Genomic DNA, 17,303 nt, shown 5'->3' on the forward strand with positions numbered 1-17,303 from the left:
TCAAAAATTAATTTTCTAACTCGCGCAACTCTGCTAGCGTCAAAACATGGTTATTCTCATCAACAAACTGAGTGATCTTCATGCCTTTTTTATACAAAGCATACCGCCCCGGCCCTAATAGCTTTCGCTTCTCCTGCTCAGTCTGCCGCTCCAAAAAGGATGAATAAGACTGCTGCTCCACCGGCTCATCGCTTTCCAGCTCAATGATCTGAGTCCGGCAATTTGGATGAAATGGCGGCCTAGGTGCGGTAGGATCGCTTAGGCTGTAGACTTTACTTGTATCAATGGCTGAACATATTTTGGAAGTACGCGAGTCCAAAACGACAGACAGCTGGTAATACTTCGCCTTGCTTTTTTTAGCTGTCTCTAGTTTTACACCCGTAGTAACTCCCTCACCAATAGTTCTTATAGCATTCCCCGACTGCTGCTTGGCTCGCTCCTTTACAGCTGTATCTAGCCTTTCCTGTATTTGTCGCTTGCTCTCACCCGCCCCGGCTCCAATCCTTAGCTCTTGGCGAAAGCTCTTTCGCATCGTATCTGCCTGCTCGCTAACCCACTCGCTCGCCAACTTCCCGTATATAGCCTGTTCCGACACAAGCGCAGCGACGACACCAGCAGCCAGCGCAGAGCCACCTAACCCTCTTTCTTCATTGGACTTAGCACTGTACTCTGACTCGTATTCTCCAAGCTCCTGCATTTGCTCCGTAAGCTGGGATTCATACTCCTTAAAAACCCCTTCAATGAGCACATCAACCCGCTTAATGACAGCATTAATCCCCCTGGGGCTGGCAAGGTTCTTAGTCTTTTCCAGCTCACGATAAATTTTGGCAACAAGCTCATCGATGATGACATTAAGCTCATTGCTAATTCGCGTAAACTGGCCGCGTAGGTATATGCTGTGGCGTATTTGTTTGTCTAGCTTTTCTTTTGTTGTCATTTATTGTTGTTGTGCACATTGGGGTTATGTGCTCATATATGTAATATTATAACATTTGAAGTGATTAATTAACAGATAAAAAAAGACCGGAAGCGGGGCCGGTCTATTTAATGAGGTACTCTAGATCGAGTATATATCGGGCTAGTGCAGATGCGTCATTATGGGTGAAGCATGTGTAACCTGGACGACACTCACTGGCTGTTATTTTTGGTTTGCTCGGAAGTGTCTGGGTTTTTGTTATTGTTGTGCATGCTGTCAGTGTCAGCATTAAAATGGTCGTTAAACCAAGCTGTAGGGTCTTCATTGGCATCTTTGACCTCTTGTTGTTTTGCTTCATTGCGGTTTTGTTTGATAAATACTTCTACAATGGCCAGCAATGATCGAAGAATGGCTATGATGCTAGACATTACTCTTGCTCTTTTTCTGCTCTAGCTTTATCAACTTCGTTTTTAACTTCTTTCTCGCTAATGCTTATTCCGAGAGCTATACCGATGACAGAGACCAAAGCAGTAACTAGCTCAGCGACCTGAACTTGACTATCTTCTCCGAACTCGATACCAAAAGCACCCAAGATAACTGCAATTGCAGTGATAATAAGAACAACATTAGATCTTTTTGCTAACACTTTTAGTAATGCTTTAACTTTATTCATTATGTTCACCTCGTTATTTTGATTGCTTTAGCTGCCAATCTACTATTCTATTTAAGCTTTTATCGATACTGTCTAAGCGTGAGTCAAGCCTATTTTGATCTTCAATCCTTAGCGCTTCTAAATTTCCGACCCTATGCTCGACTGTGCTTACTCGGGTATCCAGCTTGCTAAACGTTACTACTGCGACAACTATAAGAGTAATTACCTGTAATATGAATGCAGGATTAAAAAACTGCTTTAGCACATCATTCGCTTGCTGACTCATCGCTCACCACCTCATCTTCTTTCTTATTTTTTCTAGCAGTGGCCTTGCGAGCAGTCTTGGCTTCAGCTTCAAATCCGAATTTTTTCATGTTTTCGACAGCGTTAGCATTAACATAAAGTACACGGTCACCCTTTTGGACTTTCACTTTTTCCATTTTATACTCCTATTTTTTATTTTATTAAATGCCCGCCCCGGTCGGACGGGCTATAGTGCTTAGTCTTCCTGAAGCATGATCACGGCAGAGTTCGGACGAGTAGCGGCAACGCCGTACAGGGTCTCAAACTTCCAGTGGTGTTTGCTGGTCTTCGGATTAAACCACACAGTCATGCGCATCGGGATGCCAGAGATCGGGTCAACGATGTTCTGAACGATTGCGCCGCCAGTGTTGCTGTCAGCACCTTCCAGGTTACGGAAAGCCACAGTAAAAGCAGACTGGTGGTAAGCAATGTTTGGCTCGGGAGCAACGCCATCGACAGAGACAATGGAGGTATCCTCAAACACATCAAAGCCGAACATTCCGCCCAGCTGACCAGAGACATAGTGCGGATCGTTCTTGTCGAAACCGTTGTTTACGGTATGATTCAGAAGATCCTGGGCAGCGATAGGACCGAGGCCGAGGAAGCGGTTCTCAGGATCAACTTCCAGCTGGTCAAGAGCGAACTTGGCAGCAGTTACCGACTTAGTGCCGTACTTAGAGCCAGCTCCACCTGAGGTAGCAGTAACAGCAGCAGTCAGAGACAGGGTCTGCTTGTTAACGTCCTTGGCGAGAGAATTGATAGCGGCCTGCATAGCGTCAGGAACAACGCCGCGAGACTGAGAGGTAGAAAACTCACGCAGGGACATAGCGAACTCTTTGTAGATATGACGGTTCAGAGTCACAAGAGCAGTCTGCTGGGTAAAGCTAGTCTCAGTAGACTCAGCGCCGGGAGCCAGAACATCAGCATCGCCCAGATCGATAGGCAGGCGTGCTTTAATAGTTTCGCCAACAGCTGAAGCCCCTTCGCTAGTGTCAGTATTAACACGAGCCAAAATAGGGGTCTTCTTGCGGAAAAGCTGAAGAGCCTGCCCAGAAATAGTTTCCAGCATGATATCGGTCAAGTCGTTATAACGAGCACCGACATAGTTTAGTTGTATTGCGTTTTGCATAGTTTTTATACTCCATTAATGGTTTTGTTTTTGTTTAATGTGTTGTTGTGCACAAACACTTTTGAGGGCAATTAACCCTCGACAAGCTTGATCTCGCCGCTTTGTGCTTTACGAATCAGGTCTGCTTGCTCTTTTCCGGTCGAAGTTGCGACCTTCATTCTGTACTCGGCCTTAGTCATGCGCTGTGCGCCGCCAGGTTGGCCGTTATTTAACCCGCCTGCTCCCTGGGCTCTAGCAGCGAAGAAATTGAACGGAGGAACCTGTAGCAGCTCATCGATAAACTCTTCAGCATCAGCCGCTCTGCGTCCGTCTGGGAGGGTGTAAACGACCTGTCCGGTCTCATCGAGGTTTATGTACTGCTGAGCTTGCTGAAACAAGAGATCTTCACCGCCACGCTCTACGCCTTTGTGTTCGGCTGCGTACTTCATAAATGAATCTTTTTTGGCGTAGGTACGCTCTTTTTCTTGGTATTCGTTCAGCTTGTCTTCTAGATCTTTTAGTTTTCCACGCTCTTTTTCAAGGACAGGGTTGTAACGCTCTTCTGCCCAAGCCTGAATACGGGTAAAAGCTTCGGCTTCATCGGTGACATCATCACCAAGTATTTTGCGGAGAGTTTCGCCTTGGAATTTTTGGTCCTTAGACTGCTGCTCTAGCTTGGACTTTTCTTTCTTTAGGTCGGCGAGCTGCTGGTCAAAAGAAGTCACCTGACTTTGTAACTGCTTATAAGTAGGATCACTTTCACGGACTTTCTGAATAAATTTAGGGTCTTTTAACAGTGCATCATAGTCAATCTGTTGGCCCTGTCCTTCACCTTCGCCGCCTTCATCGTTAAATCTGGCACCTAGGTAATTAAGTTTAAAAAGCTGAGTCATGCTTACATATCCTTTTTTATCGTTATTCATATGTTATATTATAACAAAAGAGAATAACCAGCACAACATATAGATCTGTAATTGTATTCAAATACTATATGTGCACAAGATAGGGTTGTAAGCAAAAAAGAAGCCCGCCGAGTGGCAGGCTTATATCTTAGCAGGACTGTATGTTTAAATAGTGCTCTTCGATCTTGGCTATTTCTTTGTGTGCTTGCTCTATTTTGTAGTCAAAATGTCTTTCTATATATATCGGTCTGGCGTCTATGTTTAAGCCTAGCTGGTCTTTTTGCTCTTGTACTTCCCTTACGTGGGCTTTGAGATTGTTTATTTCTTCGTATATGGCTGCTTCTCGACTTTCGTAGTAGCGTCGCTCCGTGTCTTTGCTGGTCTTTTTTGCTGCTTTGCGTGCTTCTCTGGCTGCGTCATAAAGTAGTTTTATCTGTCGGGAAATTCGCTGAATATTGTTCAGGCCTTTCTCTATTTCCAGCATCCTTGCCACATGTTCGCGCAGCTTATCTTGTTGGAACTGTAGCTTCTCTAGCCTATTAAGCGGTATCCGGCCCCGATCTGGCTTATCAGGAAATATCGAGTCATAGTGGTAAACTTCACGTACTAACTCAAAAATTCTGTCCAGGGTGCGCTTAATTTCATAGTCGATATGAGTTAGCTCGTCAGCTGGCTTGCGGCCTACCGCGTGCATGGTCTGGTTGTCCACCAGAGGGTCACGGATCTGATCAAGCGGCACATGGGGCTCTCCCTGCTCGCGCTCGTAGCGCCGCAGCTCCTGAGCCATCCTGCGCAGCCGTAGCAGCTCGTCTCGTACCTTGTCCTGTCGAAGCTTCTTAGGCCTCCCTGGGCCTGTGTGCAGCTGTCTCTCCTCCCAGCCTACAATGTCTAGTTGCTTGCGTAGCTCCCTACACCGCTCGCTCTGTCTCCTTACCCGTCGCCTTAGCTTCTCCAGCTCAGAGATTTTCGGTCGGCCTTGGTTGTAGGCTCGCCTATCCTTTACTTCCTCCGCCATCTTATTTTACCTTTAATTAAATAGAGACAACGCAAAAAGGGCCAGCGATCTGCCAGCCCTCCCGCCTTACATTACTTGACGCTTATACTGCCTGCTTGTCCTTGCCCGCTTTCTGCTCGCCACCTGCACCCTTCTTGCTCGCTTGGGTCTTGCTCTGCTCACCTTCTGCTCGCTTTTCGCTCACATCCAGCTCGCCCTGACCCTCGGCAGCCTGCTTCGCCTCAGCTTCCCAGCCTTCAACGGTTTCTTCGCCGTACTGGTCTTTCCAAGCCTTGAGCGTTTTCTGGTTGCCGCCCCGAGTCTCGACCACCTCGCCAGTGTGCGGGTTGGTGTATACCTTCAGGCGACGCTGGCGGCGCTGACGCTGCTGGTTATCTTGTCCGCCTTCGGCACGGCTGGGGTCAAGCATAACGATAAGCTCGGAGGAAGTAATGCTGTACTCACGCATCAGCGCTTCGAGCATTTCCTTGAACTCCAGCTCTTTCTTCAGCTCACCACTTTGCTCAAGCTGCTTCAGCTCTTCGGCCAGTTGCTTCATGAGCTGTTCTTTTTCCATGTACGTAGCGAGGCGGCTAGACATAGTAAGTTCCCTTGCGCTGTGTATGTAAGCGATATAATAAACGATTAAATATTGGCGTCAAGTTCTTCTTGCAGTCTGAGCGCATTTTCTTCGGTGTCCATGTCGCCATCTAGCACGCCTCTCCTAATTAGCTCCTTGATGTAGTAGTGGCGTGATAGCGCTCCGCTTTGGTATGCGCTAGCCAAAGCATTGAGTTCGTCGGCGCTAATGCTTACGCCAAAGTCCGTGTTGACCGATACAGACACAACCGGGGTACGGGATAGCTTGTAGTAGCTCAGCATCTGCTCGAACACTTTTTGCAGCGTGACGCCTAGGTTTCGGGCTATGCCGCCCAGCACGCTATTGCTCTCGTTGGCCTTCAGGGCTCGCCCTGTGGCCGTCTCAGCTGCTCCGCTGCGTGGGGTGACAAAGCTGAAGCCCATGGCCTCCATGCGTGCCTCTAGACGATCTAGGCTCTCCATAGCGTACTTAACCGTGGTGCCACCTGGCTCTACCCACTTTAGGTCTGCGTTCTCGTCGCTGGATACAATCACACGATTGACGCCGAAGTACAGCTGCTCATCGCTGGCTATGCCCTTGGCAAAAAGCTGTGGCACGTTCGCTATGTGCAGTATGTTTTCGTGATCGCTAGACTTGTTCCAGTGCAGGACGGCAAGCTCGATGAGGTTTTGCACGGCGCTACGGCATGCTATCCCGCACCCTTCCAGCACCTCGCCAGCTTTGAAGACAAAAAGCGGTATGTTGTCAAGGTCGGTTTGTACCCATTCACCCTGCATGCGGACGCCATTGGCCCCTTCCGAGAACCTGGACCAATACACGATTCCGTCGTTCTTTATGTAAGCTTTTTCTGTTTTGACAACATCTTTGGTCATGTCATCAAAATTCATCTTGTCTTCAAATTCACGTATGCGCACCGCCACCAGCTCGCCGTCCACGTAGTCGGCCTGGAGAATATCGTCTATGTGCACAAAATAGGCTACTGCCCTGCCGTTGATGAAGTCGGTGAGGATGGCTGCTGAGCCGTTCCAAATAGCTTCTGTTAGGAGTTGAAGCTGAAGGTCGTATAGGTCACTGCCCTGGCCGTCGAGATCGGTTAGGAGGGTTTCTAGGAGCTGCTGGTGGCGTGCGTAGTCGGCTGTGGCCTGGGTGGGCTTGCGTAGCACTTTGCCTACCATGCGTGATACGGCTTCGCTGGGTATGTTGGTCAGGACAGACCTTTTGAGGCGGTCGCGGTACGGATCAAAGGAGATGCCGGTTTCTTGGTCTACGCTACGTCGCTCAGCCTTTTCTCTCGGCAGGTATCTCTCGGCAGCATCGCGCATAGCTTGGGTGCCGCCTCGGATGCACCTGACTATATCCCTAACTTGGAATGCGTTGGATAGCTCGCTGGTTCGTTCGTGGATTTGTGCCATTATTGTTATATTCCTATTCGTTATATTATATCATTTCCTAATTCCTTAATCAGTAATTGAGTGAGGTGGAAATAACTTAAGTAAAAATAAAAAACTACATATTCTTTTGTTGTGATACGTTTTACTATCCACAGGTATGTGTCACTTATGCTATTCTTCTTTATATATAAGCATGGATAAGTGCCACAAATTTAGAATGGATTTACGCCAGTTGTCTTGCTCTTCTTTTTCATCGTTAGCCGGTAAGCTAGAGCATCCCATAGGTGATCGTCTGGACCTTTTGCTACCTCGCCAGCTTTGTCAGGGTGCCTGTTTAGCTCCGGCATAAACTTAACAGAATATTTACAAGTATTGAAAAAATAAATGTGCGGCCTAGTCATGTCTTGTTTTTTTGTAGCATCTAGCCTTTCAATCATAATGCCAGCGGACATTTCACGTGACCCATTGGCCTTATATGCGTCGATAAACTTAAGACCTTCAGCCTTCATCTCTTTAAACACCGTAGGATACGTACCTTTATCTATGTTTTTGCCGGTATGTGTGGAAGTATCAGCTGGCCCTGGTAATATCTTACAGTTCCTAAGAAGCCCCTCTTGTAAACCAGCCTCGCGCTTTAGTAGTCTCCTTGCGATAGGTCTGGCTGACATATTGAGCCCTTTATTTCTCCTAACTTGCTTTCCGTTCTTTTCCTCAGTTCCGTAATCTTCAGCAACAACGATTATTGAACCAGCTGGGGGTCTGAACTTTGTGCCATCCTTTAGCGCTACCTCAGTTCCATCCGCCTCTGCCGTCCATAGCATCGCAAAAGGACTATCCGACCCATCGTCATAACTACGGTGTACAGGCCAGCATGAAGGAATTTCAAAAGGATCAATGACGGTATGCTCGGACCAGTGGTAGCCAAAAATTGCCGCAATATCTATGCTATTCCAATCTCCATATAGGTAAGCCGCTTTTTTAACTGGATCGGGCTCACACTCCAGCTCTTCAATATACGACTTGATGATTCTGATATTTTCGTAAACACTCCCCTTAATATGCATAAGGTGAGGCCTGCCACGTCGATATACTATTTCGCCAACTGGAGCACGATCTATAAAGTAATCCTTTACCCATCCTTTGCCACGGCCATACGGGTTTGTAGTTGCCCTTACCTGTAGCGGCGGAGCATCAGGATCATATACCTCTTCTAGCTCATCCTCGTCATCCTCAATATCTTCATCATCTTCATTTCTTCGAGTTCTTAAGCAGGTCTTCATCAAGCTATATACTGCATCACTTTCCCAAGTACTAAGCTCGTCGAACCCAATAAACTGATACTCATTACCATGGTGCTTCTGCTCGTAGTCGCTCTCTGTCTTGCAAAAATCAAAATAAAGCTTCTCGCCGCCAGGGAATGTCCAGCATCTATGTGTCTTGTTAAACGTAGCTCCAGGGAACGCAGCACCAATAATCCGATAACTTTTCGAAATTAGATCCTTCAAAGACTTAATTTCACGCCTCAAAATAACACCAGTCCACCTAGCTCCATACCCTTTCCCTACATGCTGCAAATAGGCGACTATTAAGCACTCCGATTTTCCGAACCCCCGCCCGCCATGATACAGAACCTCTTTTACTAAGAACTCTTTCTGCCCCGTCAATAAAAAAGAGATCTGTGAGCTGTTGGGAAGCGGACTCCAGGCTACCTTTTTCTTATCAGCCTTCCTCTTTCTAGAGACCTCTCGCCTCTTTACACCGCGTGCTGCACTCATTTTATACCTTTATTTTTCTTATTATTATCAATCATGCAACAACACCACCTCTAAAACCGTATACTCCTTAAAATACCCTTGCCCCATCACCCCCCTTTTTGGACACAAAACCCCATTGCCATCAAAATACACCGCATGTAAACAACCACTCGGAGTCCGAACAGTTAGGATCGCCCGTTGTTTTGTTGTGCACAAAAGCTGGGTTATGTCCTCATGACTTATATTCACCCGCTGGTCTGCATACGGGTCGCATGCTTGGACGGCCTCTTTTGTCATCATGTAGGTGGGTTTGTGTCCAATAGACCAGAGGTAGAGCACCGTCTCGTTAGCGGTTACGCCTATTTGTCGGGCCTGGGTGCCGAGTGCGGCCAGGATCTCGTCGTAGGGCTTGCGGAGAGCTGTAGCTAGGGCTGCTACGCCACAATCAAAGTCTGTCTGCTGGGGTACTAGCCTAGTCGTCATCGCCGTTCTCCTGCCGTTTTGCCTGGGCGAGAGACTGCGTGTAGGCTTGCTGCTGCTTTATTAGGGCGGCTAGGTCTTGGCCTTGAGCTGTTGGGATACCTATAACGCCTGATTCAGTTCCACTCTCTTGCTCGCGCTCTTCTCTGGCCTCCTTGGTGGCGAAGGTGAGCATGTGAGCGTATTCTTTAGCGGGAACCCAGTCGGTAGGTATTCTTTTGCCCTTGTCGTTAAGTATGTAATTACCGTCTTCGTCCATGGCCCACTTTCGGCCAATGGCAGTATCTCTCATGATTTTAAGGTACTTGCCTACGTGAAGAGGTACGCCCATGTCAACGACGATAAAGAATTCAAGCAAGAGCTTTTCTTTTTTGGTTAACTCCGATTCTTCCACCTCTTCATCCATTACAGCATCAAAAATATCTCTAGCCTGAGCTTTATAGCGGCTATAAGATCTTGGCGGAATACCAGCTAGAGCGGCTGCTTCCTGCTGGGGATATTCGGTGATTAGCTTAGCGAGCTTGTTTATTTTGGCTTTTGTTAGCTCTAGCTTTTTTGCCATCTCTATATTCTATTTTGTTATATTATAACACTTATTAATAGCTAAGTCAGTATAACAAGCTGGCACCATTCAGAAAAAGCTGATAAATTTCTACTTAGCTCATCGCAACTAGGGAGAAAGCGTGTGCGCATCGCAGTCCTCATCTCAGCCCTGATGATAGGCGTGTCAACCAGTGCCAACGCCGAAGACAAGTATATATGTGCTGCTGACAGCTCGGTCGGCTTTGCTTATAACCAACTTACGCAAACATGGAATAATGCTAGCTTTAATTCTGAGGCTCGGTATGTGGTATCTGAACCGGGAGAGTCCGAGGAAAGCGAGTACGTTATTACTGAAATAGGACAGCAATTTCCCGATGGTTTTTGCAAAAACGGATTCAACGAATACGGTTTCCTGCATTGCAATACAATAGGAGGAAGCTTTAAATTTAACAGAAACACTGGCAGATACTTATTAGCTTATCACTTTGGTTATTATTCTGTTCCAAAAGAAGATCTGGGCACTGTCGAAGAAGGCAATAATACTCCCTATATCGAAATTGGGACCTGCTCACCCTTTTAAAGTATATGGCCTAGGCTCCCTGCGATTCTAGGCCACCCTCGAAATGTCATGTTTATCGCACAAAAAACCTGCCCTAGCTAACATGTAGAATTTTAAATGTTGCCCACTGATTCAGAGCCTAACATATAGATTTTTACACGTTAGCTTTGCAGGCAAAAAAAGACCCTCGGCGTGGCGAGGGTGAGATTATTTTACTGGGTTAATTCTAGGATCTGACTTCTCATGCTTTCAATAGCCTTATACAGATCCCCGAACCTTTCTTCGATTAGATCATGATTACTGCATCCTGAATATGGTCTTAGTGTTGTTTTAAGTGCATCTTTCAGTTCCTGATCTATATCATTCATGATTAAAATGGCTTGAAATTCTCTTCCATGATATTTTTCACAGAAGTCTCTCTCATTTTTAACGTAACCAAATTCGATATTAATTCCTGAATCCAGAGTGATTTTGTGCTGTGTTTTATTGTGAGACTCTACTAATGAATTGATCTGGCAATACACACTTCTCTCATGAACTTTCATTCTGCTAAAACCATCTGCTACAACAAGAACATCTTTAGCGTTATCTAGTACATATAAATGATGCAAAAAACCAGCTAAGATAAGACTATGACCTGCTCTTATATCGCTATAGTCTTTAAAACAAAACTTATCTCTTGAATCTTTTATTATTTCTCTACTCATCATCTTACTCCTTTTTGGTTTAGTTTTGGTTTTGTTGACACCAACCGTGGCCGGTGCCGGGGTGTTAGATTTCTATAAAGCCTGAAACTCGGACTTCTTTCAGCGTCTCCGCATCAATATAGGTCGGATATTTCTCTTTCCAAGATCCTTCGCCATGCCCGCCACTTACATGCTGCTCTGCCATGACTACCAAAAGATTCATTCCTCCATACGTGCATTTGAAGTTACCACTCAGAATCGCTTTTTCACCACACTCAGATTCCCAGTAACCAGTTCCATATGCGCGACTTACCCATTTGATTTTCATTATCTTGCTCCTTTTATCTTATTGTTTATTAATCTTTTGGCACCAACCGTGGCCGGTGCCGGGGTGGTTAGCCAAAATCTACTGGAATCTTTGCAAAAACCTTTTCAGGATTACCACTACTTCCTGAACTTACCGAGCTTAATAATGGCACTGTCTTCGTAAACAGCGACATGGCTTCATTACATATACTGTCTATCTTTAGGGGCTCGATGTATGGCTTTCCGTCCTGATAGTCTTTAACTAATCCTGCAACCTGCTGAGCCCTTCGTACCTTACCATCGAGTTTCTCCCTGAGCGCATCAACAACTTCAGATGCCAAGTCAAAATCAGTATCAATAACACCCAGCTTAGCAATTTCCTCTAGCCTTTGTGCCGCCTCACTAATCCCTTTAACTCCATCTTTTGGATTGAAGGAAATTTGTTCTACCTTTTGATAAGATTCCCATTCCAAACCATAGTCATCGCCACCTGTGACGAACTGAATGTCAATATCAAAATTGAAGTTATCGCAGATGTGGCTAAGGTTCTCAATTTCTACTCGTACATTAATCATTTTCCTCTCCTTTTATTTTCCGTCTTATTAAATTAAGTATAACATTCTTATTGCATTAGTTGCAAACAATAATTACCTTGCGTACATATGTATTTACTCTTATGTTTACATATTGGGGTTATGGTGCCATAGCCCCTTTGGTGCCATTACTTATTATATGCTCTCAACAAATTGCGGTAGGTCGCGGACTTAATAAAGTCGTCAAATTCGTCAGCGTAAGTGTATAGGAAGCCGTTCTTTTGGCACCATTGTTCGTGGGTCTGGCGGGTGCCGTCGACGCGCTTCTTTTGCCACAATATTTCGATGTCTCTGGCTTGGAAAATAAAGATTATTATTTTGCCGGTTTGTTCCGAGACAAGTTTGTATTTTTTGGCTTCGGCTGCGTCGCGGAATATTCCTTTTGATTCGAAGAGAATATCGGGGTTGAGGGGTGATACGAAATCAGGCTTGTAAGTCGCTATGAGGGTGTATTGAACGTGGGATGATTTGTCTTCGTAGTTCGCCCTGGATAGCTTTGTGTTCAGCATTAGGTGGGCTTCGAAGCACGAGGAGGCGTATGCTCCGTTTATCCTTGGCAGTTTAACGAAGGGCTCCATGATGTTGAAATGGTAGGTAACGCCCTTGGATTTAAGCTCGTTGTACTTATTCCAATTGATCGCTTGGCTGTAGTCGTACCCTTCGGCGACGTACACTTTAAATTCTTCGATGTTGTTGTCGTATAGGGCTTGTAGCTCGTCTTCGCTCAGCTTGCCGAATAGCCTGTAGTGCTGAACGTTTACGGGTCGTATAAATAGATCTTCTCTTTCGCAAGGCATCTCAACCTGAGTCGAGGTGGTCAGCTCGCTAGTGTACTTTTCAAAAAGCTCTTTACTTAGTAGTCCAGCGTGGTAGTCATTTTGTAATTGTGTTAGTAGATTCATTATTATTATACGGTACTTTGTTCACTTGCTTAGCCTATGGCTTCGTCATGATCTCGTTTTCCCGTTCTCCTTATTTTATTTTTTGTTTTATTAATACCCTGATGCTGCCACCAGGGTTAGGACCAATCTTTCTCTGTTAAGCTCTCTACTGCTCTAAGCGCTGCCACATGCGCACGATTGCTTGGGTCGAAACCCTCAGGCAAGTCAGCATCAGCGGCCAGCAGCAGCTCCTCAAGCTCCAAATCGCTAAGCGCCATTGGCCCAGGTATACCCGCAAAAAGACCCGGCAGCTGGTGGCCCGTATGCAGCGCTAGCATGTTGTACATTTGCTTGGTAATCCTTCCTTGCAGCATGTAGCCAATGGTACGCTTGCACACACCTAGAAAGTCAGCCGCTGCTTGCCTATCCACTGATCCGCTAGCCGTTACAAAGCCATTCACCCTTAACAAAGTTTCAAAGTCTTCGCCTGTGTACTCTTCGTAATCTTTCATCTTGGTTCCCCTTTATTACTTTCTTCCCTTATACTTATATTATATATTAACTTGGGCATTAAATGCAATACTTCAACCTAATTATTTATACTATTATTTATCAACTTGCACCCCATTTGATTACAACTTATATTATGTGCACATACACCCTTTTGAGCACAATAACACCTAAACCCAAGACCAGCACCTAAATATTATTTCTTGTCTCGATCTGCTTTTTTTGATGGCAAAAGGGGTGTGTTGCGCTTGGCGAAGAGTTCTGCGATACTCCCGAAAAACAACGGGGGATGAGGAATGATGATTGGGCTTTGGGTGATCTTCAGTTTTGCGGCGGGCTACTATACAACAATGCAGTATGGAAAGAAGTGTGTCAAAACTACGCGCACACACGCTCAAAGCGGAATCATGGAGGGATGGTTAACGGCTTATGGGCTAGCCAGCTTTGCTTTTGTGGTGTCCGAGCCAGTGCTGGTGGTCCCTGGGATTGCAGCGCTTGGCTATGTCGCGTATCGCTTCGACAAGTATAAAAAGCCAGTAGATGAGTCCGCCTAATGAGCACAAAAAACCCCGGCACTGCCAGGGCTGGTGTTACCATGCACTGTATAACTTATTGCGTGTCTTAAGTATAAGGTGTCTCTCCTCGCTGCTTAACTTCCCTTGTCTTTCTAGTTTATTCAGTAACTCATTTAAAGCAGCTGTAGAATCCTTTCTTGTAAAGCACGGTTTATTACAAATATATTCCGCTATGTCTTCTAGTAAAAGTAATAGAGCTTCGTTTAAGTCATCATGCTCAATTTCAAAATCAGCATCATCACCGTTGCTAAATATACCAGCCCTAACAATCCAGCTGTCCGTATAATGATTGTAGTTTAAATCAATCTCTTGACAATATCTTTCTGAGCCGACATACCGTATTAGGCTTTTTATGCAAATTTTTGTTAGCAAGCTAGTTATATCCATTACCCTTCTCCTCTCGCTTCATTTGTGCTCATACTGGATTTTGCAGACATACCTTCGATCATGTTTACATTAATGTTCATTGTGCTCATCCTCTTCTCCTTCATCCTCATCCTCGAAATTATCCCCGAGTAAGTAATCCATTATTTCTCGCGCTTTTCTGTATGTTTCGGGATTCTCTTTTACAAACTTGTTATGTCTATCTATTTCCTCTATGCCGCCCTTAAGATACAGCCCTCTAAATAAATCTGCGTCGTTCATCTCTCTTCTCCTTTTTCTCTAATCTCAATTATGTAGTTCATAAGTTGCTCTACTGCTTCGTCTATCTCTGCTTCTAAGTTGTCTGCATCGATGGTGTTGTGCTCATCTATATAGCTCTCGTAGTTGCTCATTATTCCTCTCCTCTCGTATCATTTACACCCCACCCTTCCCGTATTGCCTGCAAAACCTTCATGGCCACGGACATTTGCTCGCCTGTATTGGCTATTTTCCACTTCATTTCGATGGCCTCGGCGATGTCTACTATGCTTTCATAAGTTAGGAATAGGTCCCCCTTTATGTCCTTTTCGACCATAACTGGGTTGTTTACTACGCATTCCTCGTTATTGTGCACAAGCTTTATGAAAGCATAGGGTGCGGCAAGACGGTGTACTATCACTTTCATGAGCGCTCTCCTTCGTTAAAATCCAAGAACTTTTCGATGGCTTCTTCTAGCGTTTCCGCGTCTATTTCCTTGCCTTCCTGCGTATCGCATAGACTCTCGAATAGCTCTTGATCCATCTCTGCCAGTCTTTTTCGGCGTAGGTTAACTAGGAAGTTCTGCTTTGCTTTGTCCATTGTGACTCTCCTTTTTTTTATTTTACGCTTTATTAATATTGATTATAAGTTTATTTTCTTCGCTCGGATTTTTCAGATCTTCCATTTTGTTTAGTGCGGCAGCTATTCTTTTTGCTCTACTTATCGATTTGCCTTGGCACATTACTTCCCATTTACTTTTATCCGTTACTGAATCTGTTAGGCATGTATCTAAAACATAAGCAATGTAATTATGATAAATATTGGACTTCTCTACCCTAACAACATATCTGTCACTACCTAACTCTCTCCTTTCTTTTGATCTATTTAGATATTTAGCTTCTGTTTCTTTTGCCAATCTTGCTTTTGCTATATCAAATTCACTTCGTATATAATTAATATCTTCAGTTGTTAGAACAGTTGCTTTCTTATACTTATTTATTTTTTTCCCAATAATTGACACATCGCATTCAGCTATTTTACTTAACTGCTTCTCTGTAAACATTTTGATTCCCCTCTCTTTATTTTAAGCTTTATTAATATCTAGTATTTGTTCAACGAGGATGGTCAGTGCTAGAGCCCCCGGCACCAGTGCTGCCAGCAGTCCTGCCCCTACGCCTCCGCTGTGGTGCACGTTAGCCTCCACCACCGCATAAGCCCCAAAAGCGATGGCTACGCATGCAGCACAAGCTATGCCAGCAACAAGGCGTGATGTGCTCATAGCAGTCTTCCTGGGCCTAAATGTCGGCTCGCGGGTTCCTCGGGCTAGTAATGTTGGTGGCTCGCCTGGACCGCCCATAAATACTTGGTCCCCGTTATTCATCCTGATTCTGGTTATTCTCTTTTTCATTTCCCTTGCTCCTTTTATTTTGTGGTTTATTATATTCCCCGCCCTGCGACGGGGAGGTATTTATTCGTAATAGTCTTCTATCTTTTCTGCGATACTCCGAATAAGGTCATCGTCATCGCCAAATTTTTCTTTTATATCCGATATGTTGTGGTCGGCTAGCGTAATGTTGCGCGTATCGTAGTTCATCTCGTAGCTTATTAGGTCAGAATATACTTGGCCGTCTTTAGCTTTTATTACAATATTTGCATCGCCAACGCCACAGTCCCATTCCGGCTCATCGTAAAGCATTTGCTCAGCTGTAGCGTTATCTAATTCTATGTTGTAGTTAGTCATTTCTCTTCTCCTTTAATGTTGTCTTACTATACTTTTATAATATCAAGATTGGGCACTAAGTGCAATAGGTAACATTCATTTTATTAAATTATTTTTTATGTCGGTTGCGAGCTTATCAAAATCTTCATACACTTTGGCTTGGGTGCTAGCATACTTGCTATAGTTGTATTTTTGCTGGTTGTAGAGCCAAACAGAGTCGTCGGCCATTACTTGTATTAGTCCGATTTTAAGAGCTTCGGTAAAGATCATCTTTTGGCCCATAAAATCTGCGCTATTCGGCCAAGTCCTGTAGAAGCCTCCATTCGGATCTAGCTTTGCGCCGCTTTTGAGCATGCAATTTATTACGTCTTTCTTAGTAGCTGTTTCCTTCGTTGCATTAATCATTAATATTCACTCCTTTATATACTTATATTACCAAGCCAGGGCATTATGTGCAACAGCCAAAAATAGTCATTAATACCCTAATCAGCCCTACCCTTAGCTACTCCTAAAAACCCTAACCAAAAGAAAAATACATACAAGTAGCACAGACAAGAAAAACCCCAGCTCGGGGCCGGGGCAAAAGAAGGAGAAATGTTTAATGCTATCTACCCTTATATTGTATTATTAAGCAGCGGCCAGCTCAAGTATTATTTTAAAACTCCTCAAAATACTTCGTTGCAAATGGCTCTAAGGCTCGATAGGTTCCCACTTTCATATCTTTAACTTTCTTGGCGTCAAGTGCGATATTTTTAAGCATTTGAGCGTGCCTGGGCTTCCTGGCTATGCTTTGGCGTACGTGCTTAGCTGTCATTTTTATGCTGTATGCTAGTGCCTTTACCGCGTCTTCATCACCATCAGCTGCTTCCTTCATCAGCATATAGCATACGTCCAGCTTCGCCTCATGCTTAATTCTTGCTCCCTCAAGGCGTGCCACAGCCTCCTCCAGCTGGTGCAGCTTGACAGTATTAAACAAAAATTCGTCGCTCAAAATAGCCTCGTCTTTTATTATTTTACTCATAACTACTTCCCCTTTTGTTATATTATAACACATATTATTTATCTATATATAGCACTAGTTGCAAACAAACCAACCCCATTTGGCACCATACCTTTATGACAACAACACCTGCCCCTGCTTGTTTGCATAAGGTTTTGTGCACATTGTTTCCTGCCCATCCTGTAGGTACAATGCCGCAAAAAGGAGG

Annotated in this window: 29 protein-coding genes; 2 read left to right on the forward strand and 27 right to left on the reverse strand. The window is 44.8% G+C overall.

The genetic code is table 11. The features are described 5' to 3' along the window. Positions 1 to 7 precede the first annotated feature (7 nt). From HNO53_RS12935 to HNO53_RS12990, 12 genes are all read right to left on the reverse strand, one after another. Positions 8 to 937, reverse strand: a complete 930-nt coding sequence (locus HNO53_RS12935) for a minor capsid protein (RefSeq protein WP_209472679.1) — start codon at positions 935 to 937, stop codon at positions 8 to 10. Positions 938 to 1,128: 191 nt separating this feature from the next. Then, positions 1,129 to 1,344 carry a hypothetical protein gene (locus tag HNO53_RS12940; protein WP_209472681.1) on the reverse strand — a complete coding sequence of 72 codons (216 nt, stop codon included), beginning with the start codon at positions 1,342 to 1,344 and terminating at the stop codon, positions 1,129 to 1,131. After that, positions 1,344 to 1,589, reverse strand: a complete 246-nt coding sequence (locus HNO53_RS12945) for a hypothetical protein (protein WP_209472683.1) — start codon at positions 1,587 to 1,589, stop codon at positions 1,344 to 1,346. The genes HNO53_RS12940 and HNO53_RS12945 overlap by 1 nt, the downstream gene beginning before the upstream one ends. A gap of 245 nt (positions 1,590 to 1,834) precedes the next feature. Further along, positions 1,835 to 2,008: a hypothetical protein gene (locus HNO53_RS12950; protein WP_209472685.1), complete on the reverse strand. Its 174-nt coding sequence runs from the start codon at positions 2,006 to 2,008 to the stop codon at positions 1,835 to 1,837. Between the two features lie 59 nt (positions 2,009 to 2,067). Beyond that, the gene (locus HNO53_RS12955; RefSeq protein WP_209472687.1) at positions 2,068 to 3,000 is read right to left on the reverse strand and encodes a P22 phage major capsid protein family protein; all 933 of its coding nucleotides are present in this window, start codon (positions 2,998 to 3,000) and stop codon (positions 2,068 to 2,070) included. A gap of 71 nt (positions 3,001 to 3,071) precedes the next feature. Next, positions 3,072 to 3,872, reverse strand: a complete 801-nt coding sequence (locus HNO53_RS12960) for a hypothetical protein (protein ID WP_209472689.1) — start codon at positions 3,870 to 3,872, stop codon at positions 3,072 to 3,074. A 157-nt stretch (positions 3,873 to 4,029) separates the two neighbouring features. Further along, positions 4,030 to 4,896, reverse strand: coding sequence for a hypothetical protein (locus tag HNO53_RS12965; RefSeq protein WP_209472691.1), 867 nt, complete (start codon positions 4,894 to 4,896; stop codon positions 4,030 to 4,032). An 82-nt stretch (positions 4,897 to 4,978) separates the two neighbouring features. Then, positions 4,979 to 5,476, reverse strand: coding sequence for a histone-like nucleoid-structuring protein, MvaT/MvaU family (locus HNO53_RS12970; RefSeq protein WP_338034790.1), 498 nt, complete (start codon positions 5,474 to 5,476; stop codon positions 4,979 to 4,981). 44 nt (positions 5,477 to 5,520) lie between these two features. Next, entirely contained in the window at positions 5,521 to 6,888 is a 1,368-nt protein-coding gene (locus tag HNO53_RS12975; RefSeq protein ID WP_209472693.1) for a DUF4055 domain-containing protein, read from the reverse strand. A 191-nt stretch (positions 6,889 to 7,079) separates the two neighbouring features. Further along, the gene (locus HNO53_RS12980) at positions 7,080 to 8,642 is read right to left on the reverse strand and encodes a terminase large subunit domain-containing protein (RefSeq protein WP_209472695.1); all 1,563 of its coding nucleotides are present in this window, start codon (positions 8,640 to 8,642) and stop codon (positions 7,080 to 7,082) included. Positions 8,643 to 8,669: 27 nt separating this feature from the next. Beyond that, entirely contained in the window at positions 8,670 to 9,104 is a 435-nt protein-coding gene (locus HNO53_RS12985; protein WP_209472697.1) for a cysteine peptidase family C39 domain-containing protein, read from the reverse strand. After that, the gene (locus HNO53_RS12990) at positions 9,094 to 9,663 is read right to left on the reverse strand and encodes a hypothetical protein (RefSeq protein WP_209472699.1); all 570 of its coding nucleotides are present in this window, start codon (positions 9,661 to 9,663) and stop codon (positions 9,094 to 9,096) included. Before HNO53_RS12990 ends, HNO53_RS12985 begins: the two co-directional genes overlap by 11 nt. Before the next feature lie 123 nt (positions 9,664 to 9,786). Between HNO53_RS12990 and HNO53_RS12995 the strand changes: the two genes are divergently transcribed. Next, on the forward strand, positions 9,787 to 10,224 hold the full coding sequence (locus tag HNO53_RS12995; protein WP_209472701.1) for a hypothetical protein: 438 nt from the start codon (positions 9,787 to 9,789) through the stop codon (positions 10,222 to 10,224). A gap of 191 nt (positions 10,225 to 10,415) precedes the next feature. Here HNO53_RS12995 and HNO53_RS13000 read toward each other — a convergent pair whose 3' ends face one another. From HNO53_RS13000 to HNO53_RS13020, 5 genes are all read right to left on the reverse strand, one after another. Further along, positions 10,416 to 10,910 carry a hypothetical protein gene (locus HNO53_RS13000; protein ID WP_209472703.1) on the reverse strand — a complete coding sequence of 165 codons (495 nt, stop codon included), beginning with the start codon at positions 10,908 to 10,910 and terminating at the stop codon, positions 10,416 to 10,418. Positions 10,911 to 10,974: 64 nt separating this feature from the next. Then, entirely contained in the window at positions 10,975 to 11,217 is a 243-nt protein-coding gene (locus HNO53_RS13005; protein WP_209472705.1) for a hypothetical protein, read from the reverse strand. Between the two features lie 67 nt (positions 11,218 to 11,284). After that, complete coding sequence (locus HNO53_RS13010) at positions 11,285 to 11,770, reverse strand: hypothetical protein (RefSeq protein ID WP_209472707.1); 486 nt, start codon at positions 11,768 to 11,770, stop codon at positions 11,285 to 11,287. Positions 11,771 to 11,916: 146 nt separating this feature from the next. Continuing rightward, entirely contained in the window at positions 11,917 to 12,690 is a 774-nt protein-coding gene (locus HNO53_RS13015; protein WP_209472709.1) for a PDDEXK family nuclease, read from the reverse strand. A 116-nt stretch (positions 12,691 to 12,806) separates the two neighbouring features. Continuing rightward, entirely contained in the window at positions 12,807 to 13,181 is a 375-nt protein-coding gene (locus HNO53_RS13020) for a hypothetical protein (protein WP_209472711.1), read from the reverse strand. Positions 13,182 to 13,475: 294 nt separating this feature from the next. On the opposite strand from HNO53_RS13020, the gene HNO53_RS13025 reads away from it, so the two are divergent. Beyond that, positions 13,476 to 13,733 carry a hypothetical protein gene (locus HNO53_RS13025; protein WP_209472713.1) on the forward strand — a complete coding sequence of 86 codons (258 nt, stop codon included), beginning with the start codon at positions 13,476 to 13,478 and terminating at the stop codon, positions 13,731 to 13,733. 36 nt (positions 13,734 to 13,769) lie between these two features. On the opposite strand, the gene HNO53_RS13030 is transcribed toward HNO53_RS13025, so the two are convergent. The 10 genes from HNO53_RS13030 to HNO53_RS13070 form a co-directional block, all read right to left on the reverse strand. Beyond that, entirely contained in the window at positions 13,770 to 14,141 is a 372-nt protein-coding gene (locus HNO53_RS13030) for a hypothetical protein (protein WP_209472715.1), read from the reverse strand. Positions 14,142 to 14,210: 69 nt separating this feature from the next. After that, complete coding sequence (locus tag HNO53_RS13035; protein ID WP_209472717.1) at positions 14,211 to 14,399, reverse strand: hypothetical protein; 189 nt, start codon at positions 14,397 to 14,399, stop codon at positions 14,211 to 14,213. Beyond that, complete coding sequence (locus HNO53_RS21610; protein ID WP_275951345.1) at positions 14,396 to 14,530, reverse strand: hypothetical protein; 135 nt, start codon at positions 14,528 to 14,530, stop codon at positions 14,396 to 14,398. The genes HNO53_RS13035 and HNO53_RS21610 overlap by 4 nt, the downstream gene beginning before the upstream one ends. Continuing rightward, positions 14,530 to 14,802 carry a hypothetical protein gene (locus HNO53_RS13040; RefSeq protein ID WP_209472718.1) on the reverse strand — a complete coding sequence of 91 codons (273 nt, stop codon included), beginning with the start codon at positions 14,800 to 14,802 and terminating at the stop codon, positions 14,530 to 14,532. The genes HNO53_RS21610 and HNO53_RS13040 overlap by 1 nt, the downstream gene beginning before the upstream one ends. Next, positions 14,799 to 14,975, reverse strand: coding sequence for a hypothetical protein (locus HNO53_RS13045; protein WP_209472720.1), 177 nt, complete (start codon positions 14,973 to 14,975; stop codon positions 14,799 to 14,801). Before HNO53_RS13045 ends, HNO53_RS13040 begins: the two co-directional genes overlap by 4 nt. Before the next feature lie 22 nt (positions 14,976 to 14,997). Beyond that, the gene (locus HNO53_RS13050; RefSeq protein ID WP_209472722.1) at positions 14,998 to 15,438 is read right to left on the reverse strand and encodes a hypothetical protein; all 441 of its coding nucleotides are present in this window, start codon (positions 15,436 to 15,438) and stop codon (positions 14,998 to 15,000) included. 21 nt (positions 15,439 to 15,459) lie between these two features. Beyond that, positions 15,460 to 15,654 (reverse strand): hypothetical protein, encoded by a 195-nt coding sequence (locus HNO53_RS13055; RefSeq protein WP_209472724.1) that lies wholly within the window; start codon positions 15,652 to 15,654, stop codon positions 15,460 to 15,462. A gap of 189 nt (positions 15,655 to 15,843) precedes the next feature. Beyond that, positions 15,844 to 16,116: a hypothetical protein gene (locus HNO53_RS13060; protein ID WP_209472726.1), complete on the reverse strand. Its 273-nt coding sequence runs from the start codon at positions 16,114 to 16,116 to the stop codon at positions 15,844 to 15,846. 75 nt (positions 16,117 to 16,191) lie between these two features. Next, entirely contained in the window at positions 16,192 to 16,500 is a 309-nt protein-coding gene (locus HNO53_RS13065; RefSeq protein WP_209472728.1) for a hypothetical protein, read from the reverse strand. A 250-nt stretch (positions 16,501 to 16,750) separates the two neighbouring features. Further along, on the reverse strand, positions 16,751 to 17,116 hold the full coding sequence (locus HNO53_RS13070) for a hypothetical protein (protein WP_209472730.1): 366 nt from the start codon (positions 17,114 to 17,116) through the stop codon (positions 16,751 to 16,753). Positions 17,117 to 17,303 lie beyond the last annotated feature (187 nt).

It is taken from the genome of Billgrantia antri (assembly GCF_017868935.1).
Classification (GTDB): Bacteria; Pseudomonadota; Gammaproteobacteria; order Pseudomonadales; family Halomonadaceae; genus Halomonas; species Halomonas antri.

Excerpts from the sequence above, each read along its gene's own strand:
- HNO53_RS12935 (WP_209472679.1), bottom strand. The coding sequence starts at position 937 with ATGACAACAAAAGAAAAGCTAGACAAACAAATACGCCACAGCATATAC.
- HNO53_RS12940 (WP_209472681.1), bottom strand. The coding sequence starts at position 1,344 with ATGTCTAGCATCATAGCCATTCTTCGATCATTGCTGGCCATTGTAGAA.
- HNO53_RS12945 (WP_209472683.1), bottom strand. The coding sequence starts at position 1,589 with ATGAATAAAGTTAAAGCATTACTAAAAGTGTTAGCAAAAAGATCTAAT.
- HNO53_RS12950 (WP_209472685.1), bottom strand. The coding sequence starts at position 2,008 with ATGGAAAAAGTGAAAGTCCAAAAGGGTGACCGTGTACTTTATGTTAAT.
- HNO53_RS12955 (WP_209472687.1), bottom strand. The coding sequence starts at position 3,000 with ATGCAAAACGCAATACAACTAAACTATGTCGGTGCTCGTTATAACGAC.
- HNO53_RS12960 (WP_209472689.1), bottom strand. The coding sequence starts at position 3,872 with ATGACTCAGCTTTTTAAACTTAATTACCTAGGTGCCAGATTTAACGAT.
- HNO53_RS12965 (WP_209472691.1), bottom strand. The coding sequence starts at position 4,896 with ATGGCGGAGGAAGTAAAGGATAGGCGAGCCTACAACCAAGGCCGACCG.
- HNO53_RS12970 (WP_338034790.1), bottom strand. The coding sequence starts at position 5,476 with ATGTCTAGCCGCCTCGCTACGTACATGGAAAAAGAACAGCTCATGAAG.
- HNO53_RS12975 (WP_209472693.1), bottom strand. The coding sequence starts at position 6,888 with ATGGCACAAATCCACGAACGAACCAGCGAGCTATCCAACGCATTCCAA.
- HNO53_RS12980 (WP_209472695.1), bottom strand. The coding sequence starts at position 8,642 with ATGAGTGCAGCACGCGGTGTAAAGAGGCGAGAGGTCTCTAGAAAGAGG.
- HNO53_RS12985 (WP_209472697.1), bottom strand. The coding sequence starts at position 9,104 with ATGACGACTAGGCTAGTACCCCAGCAGACAGACTTTGATTGTGGCGTA.
- HNO53_RS12990 (WP_209472699.1), bottom strand. The coding sequence starts at position 9,663 with ATGGCAAAAAAGCTAGAGCTAACAAAAGCCAAAATAAACAAGCTCGCT.
- HNO53_RS13000 (WP_209472703.1), bottom strand. The coding sequence starts at position 10,910 with ATGAGTAGAGAAATAATAAAAGATTCAAGAGATAAGTTTTGTTTTAAA.
- HNO53_RS13005 (WP_209472705.1), bottom strand. The coding sequence starts at position 11,217 with ATGAAAATCAAATGGGTAAGTCGCGCATATGGAACTGGTTACTGGGAA.
- HNO53_RS13010 (WP_209472707.1), bottom strand. The coding sequence starts at position 11,770 with ATGATTAATGTACGAGTAGAAATTGAGAACCTTAGCCACATCTGCGAT.
- HNO53_RS13015 (WP_209472709.1), bottom strand. The coding sequence starts at position 12,690 with ATGAATCTACTAACACAATTACAAAATGACTACCACGCTGGACTACTA.
- HNO53_RS13020 (WP_209472711.1), bottom strand. The coding sequence starts at position 13,181 with ATGAAAGATTACGAAGAGTACACAGGCGAAGACTTTGAAACTTTGTTA.
- HNO53_RS13025 (WP_209472713.1), top strand. The coding sequence starts at position 13,476 with ATGATGATTGGGCTTTGGGTGATCTTCAGTTTTGCGGCGGGCTACTAT.
- HNO53_RS13030 (WP_209472715.1), bottom strand. The coding sequence starts at position 14,141 with ATGGATATAACTAGCTTGCTAACAAAAATTTGCATAAAAAGCCTAATA.
- HNO53_RS13035 (WP_209472717.1), bottom strand. The coding sequence starts at position 14,399 with ATGAACGACGCAGATTTATTTAGAGGGCTGTATCTTAAGGGCGGCATA.
- HNO53_RS21610 (WP_275951345.1), bottom strand. The coding sequence starts at position 14,530 with ATGAGCAACTACGAGAGCTATATAGATGAGCACAACACCATCGATGCA.
- HNO53_RS13040 (WP_209472718.1), bottom strand. The coding sequence starts at position 14,802 with ATGAAAGTGATAGTACACCGTCTTGCCGCACCCTATGCTTTCATAAAG.
- HNO53_RS13045 (WP_209472720.1), bottom strand. The coding sequence starts at position 14,975 with ATGGACAAAGCAAAGCAGAACTTCCTAGTTAACCTACGCCGAAAAAGA.
- HNO53_RS13050 (WP_209472722.1), bottom strand. The coding sequence starts at position 15,438 with ATGTTTACAGAGAAGCAGTTAAGTAAAATAGCTGAATGCGATGTGTCA.
- HNO53_RS13055 (WP_209472724.1), bottom strand. The coding sequence starts at position 15,654 with ATGAGCACATCACGCCTTGTTGCTGGCATAGCTTGTGCTGCATGCGTA.
- HNO53_RS13060 (WP_209472726.1), bottom strand. The coding sequence starts at position 16,116 with ATGACTAACTACAACATAGAATTAGATAACGCTACAGCTGAGCAAATG.
- HNO53_RS13065 (WP_209472728.1), bottom strand. The coding sequence starts at position 16,500 with ATGATTAATGCAACGAAGGAAACAGCTACTAAGAAAGACGTAATAAAT.
- HNO53_RS13070 (WP_209472730.1), bottom strand. The coding sequence starts at position 17,116 with ATGAGTAAAATAATAAAAGACGAGGCTATTTTGAGCGACGAATTTTTG.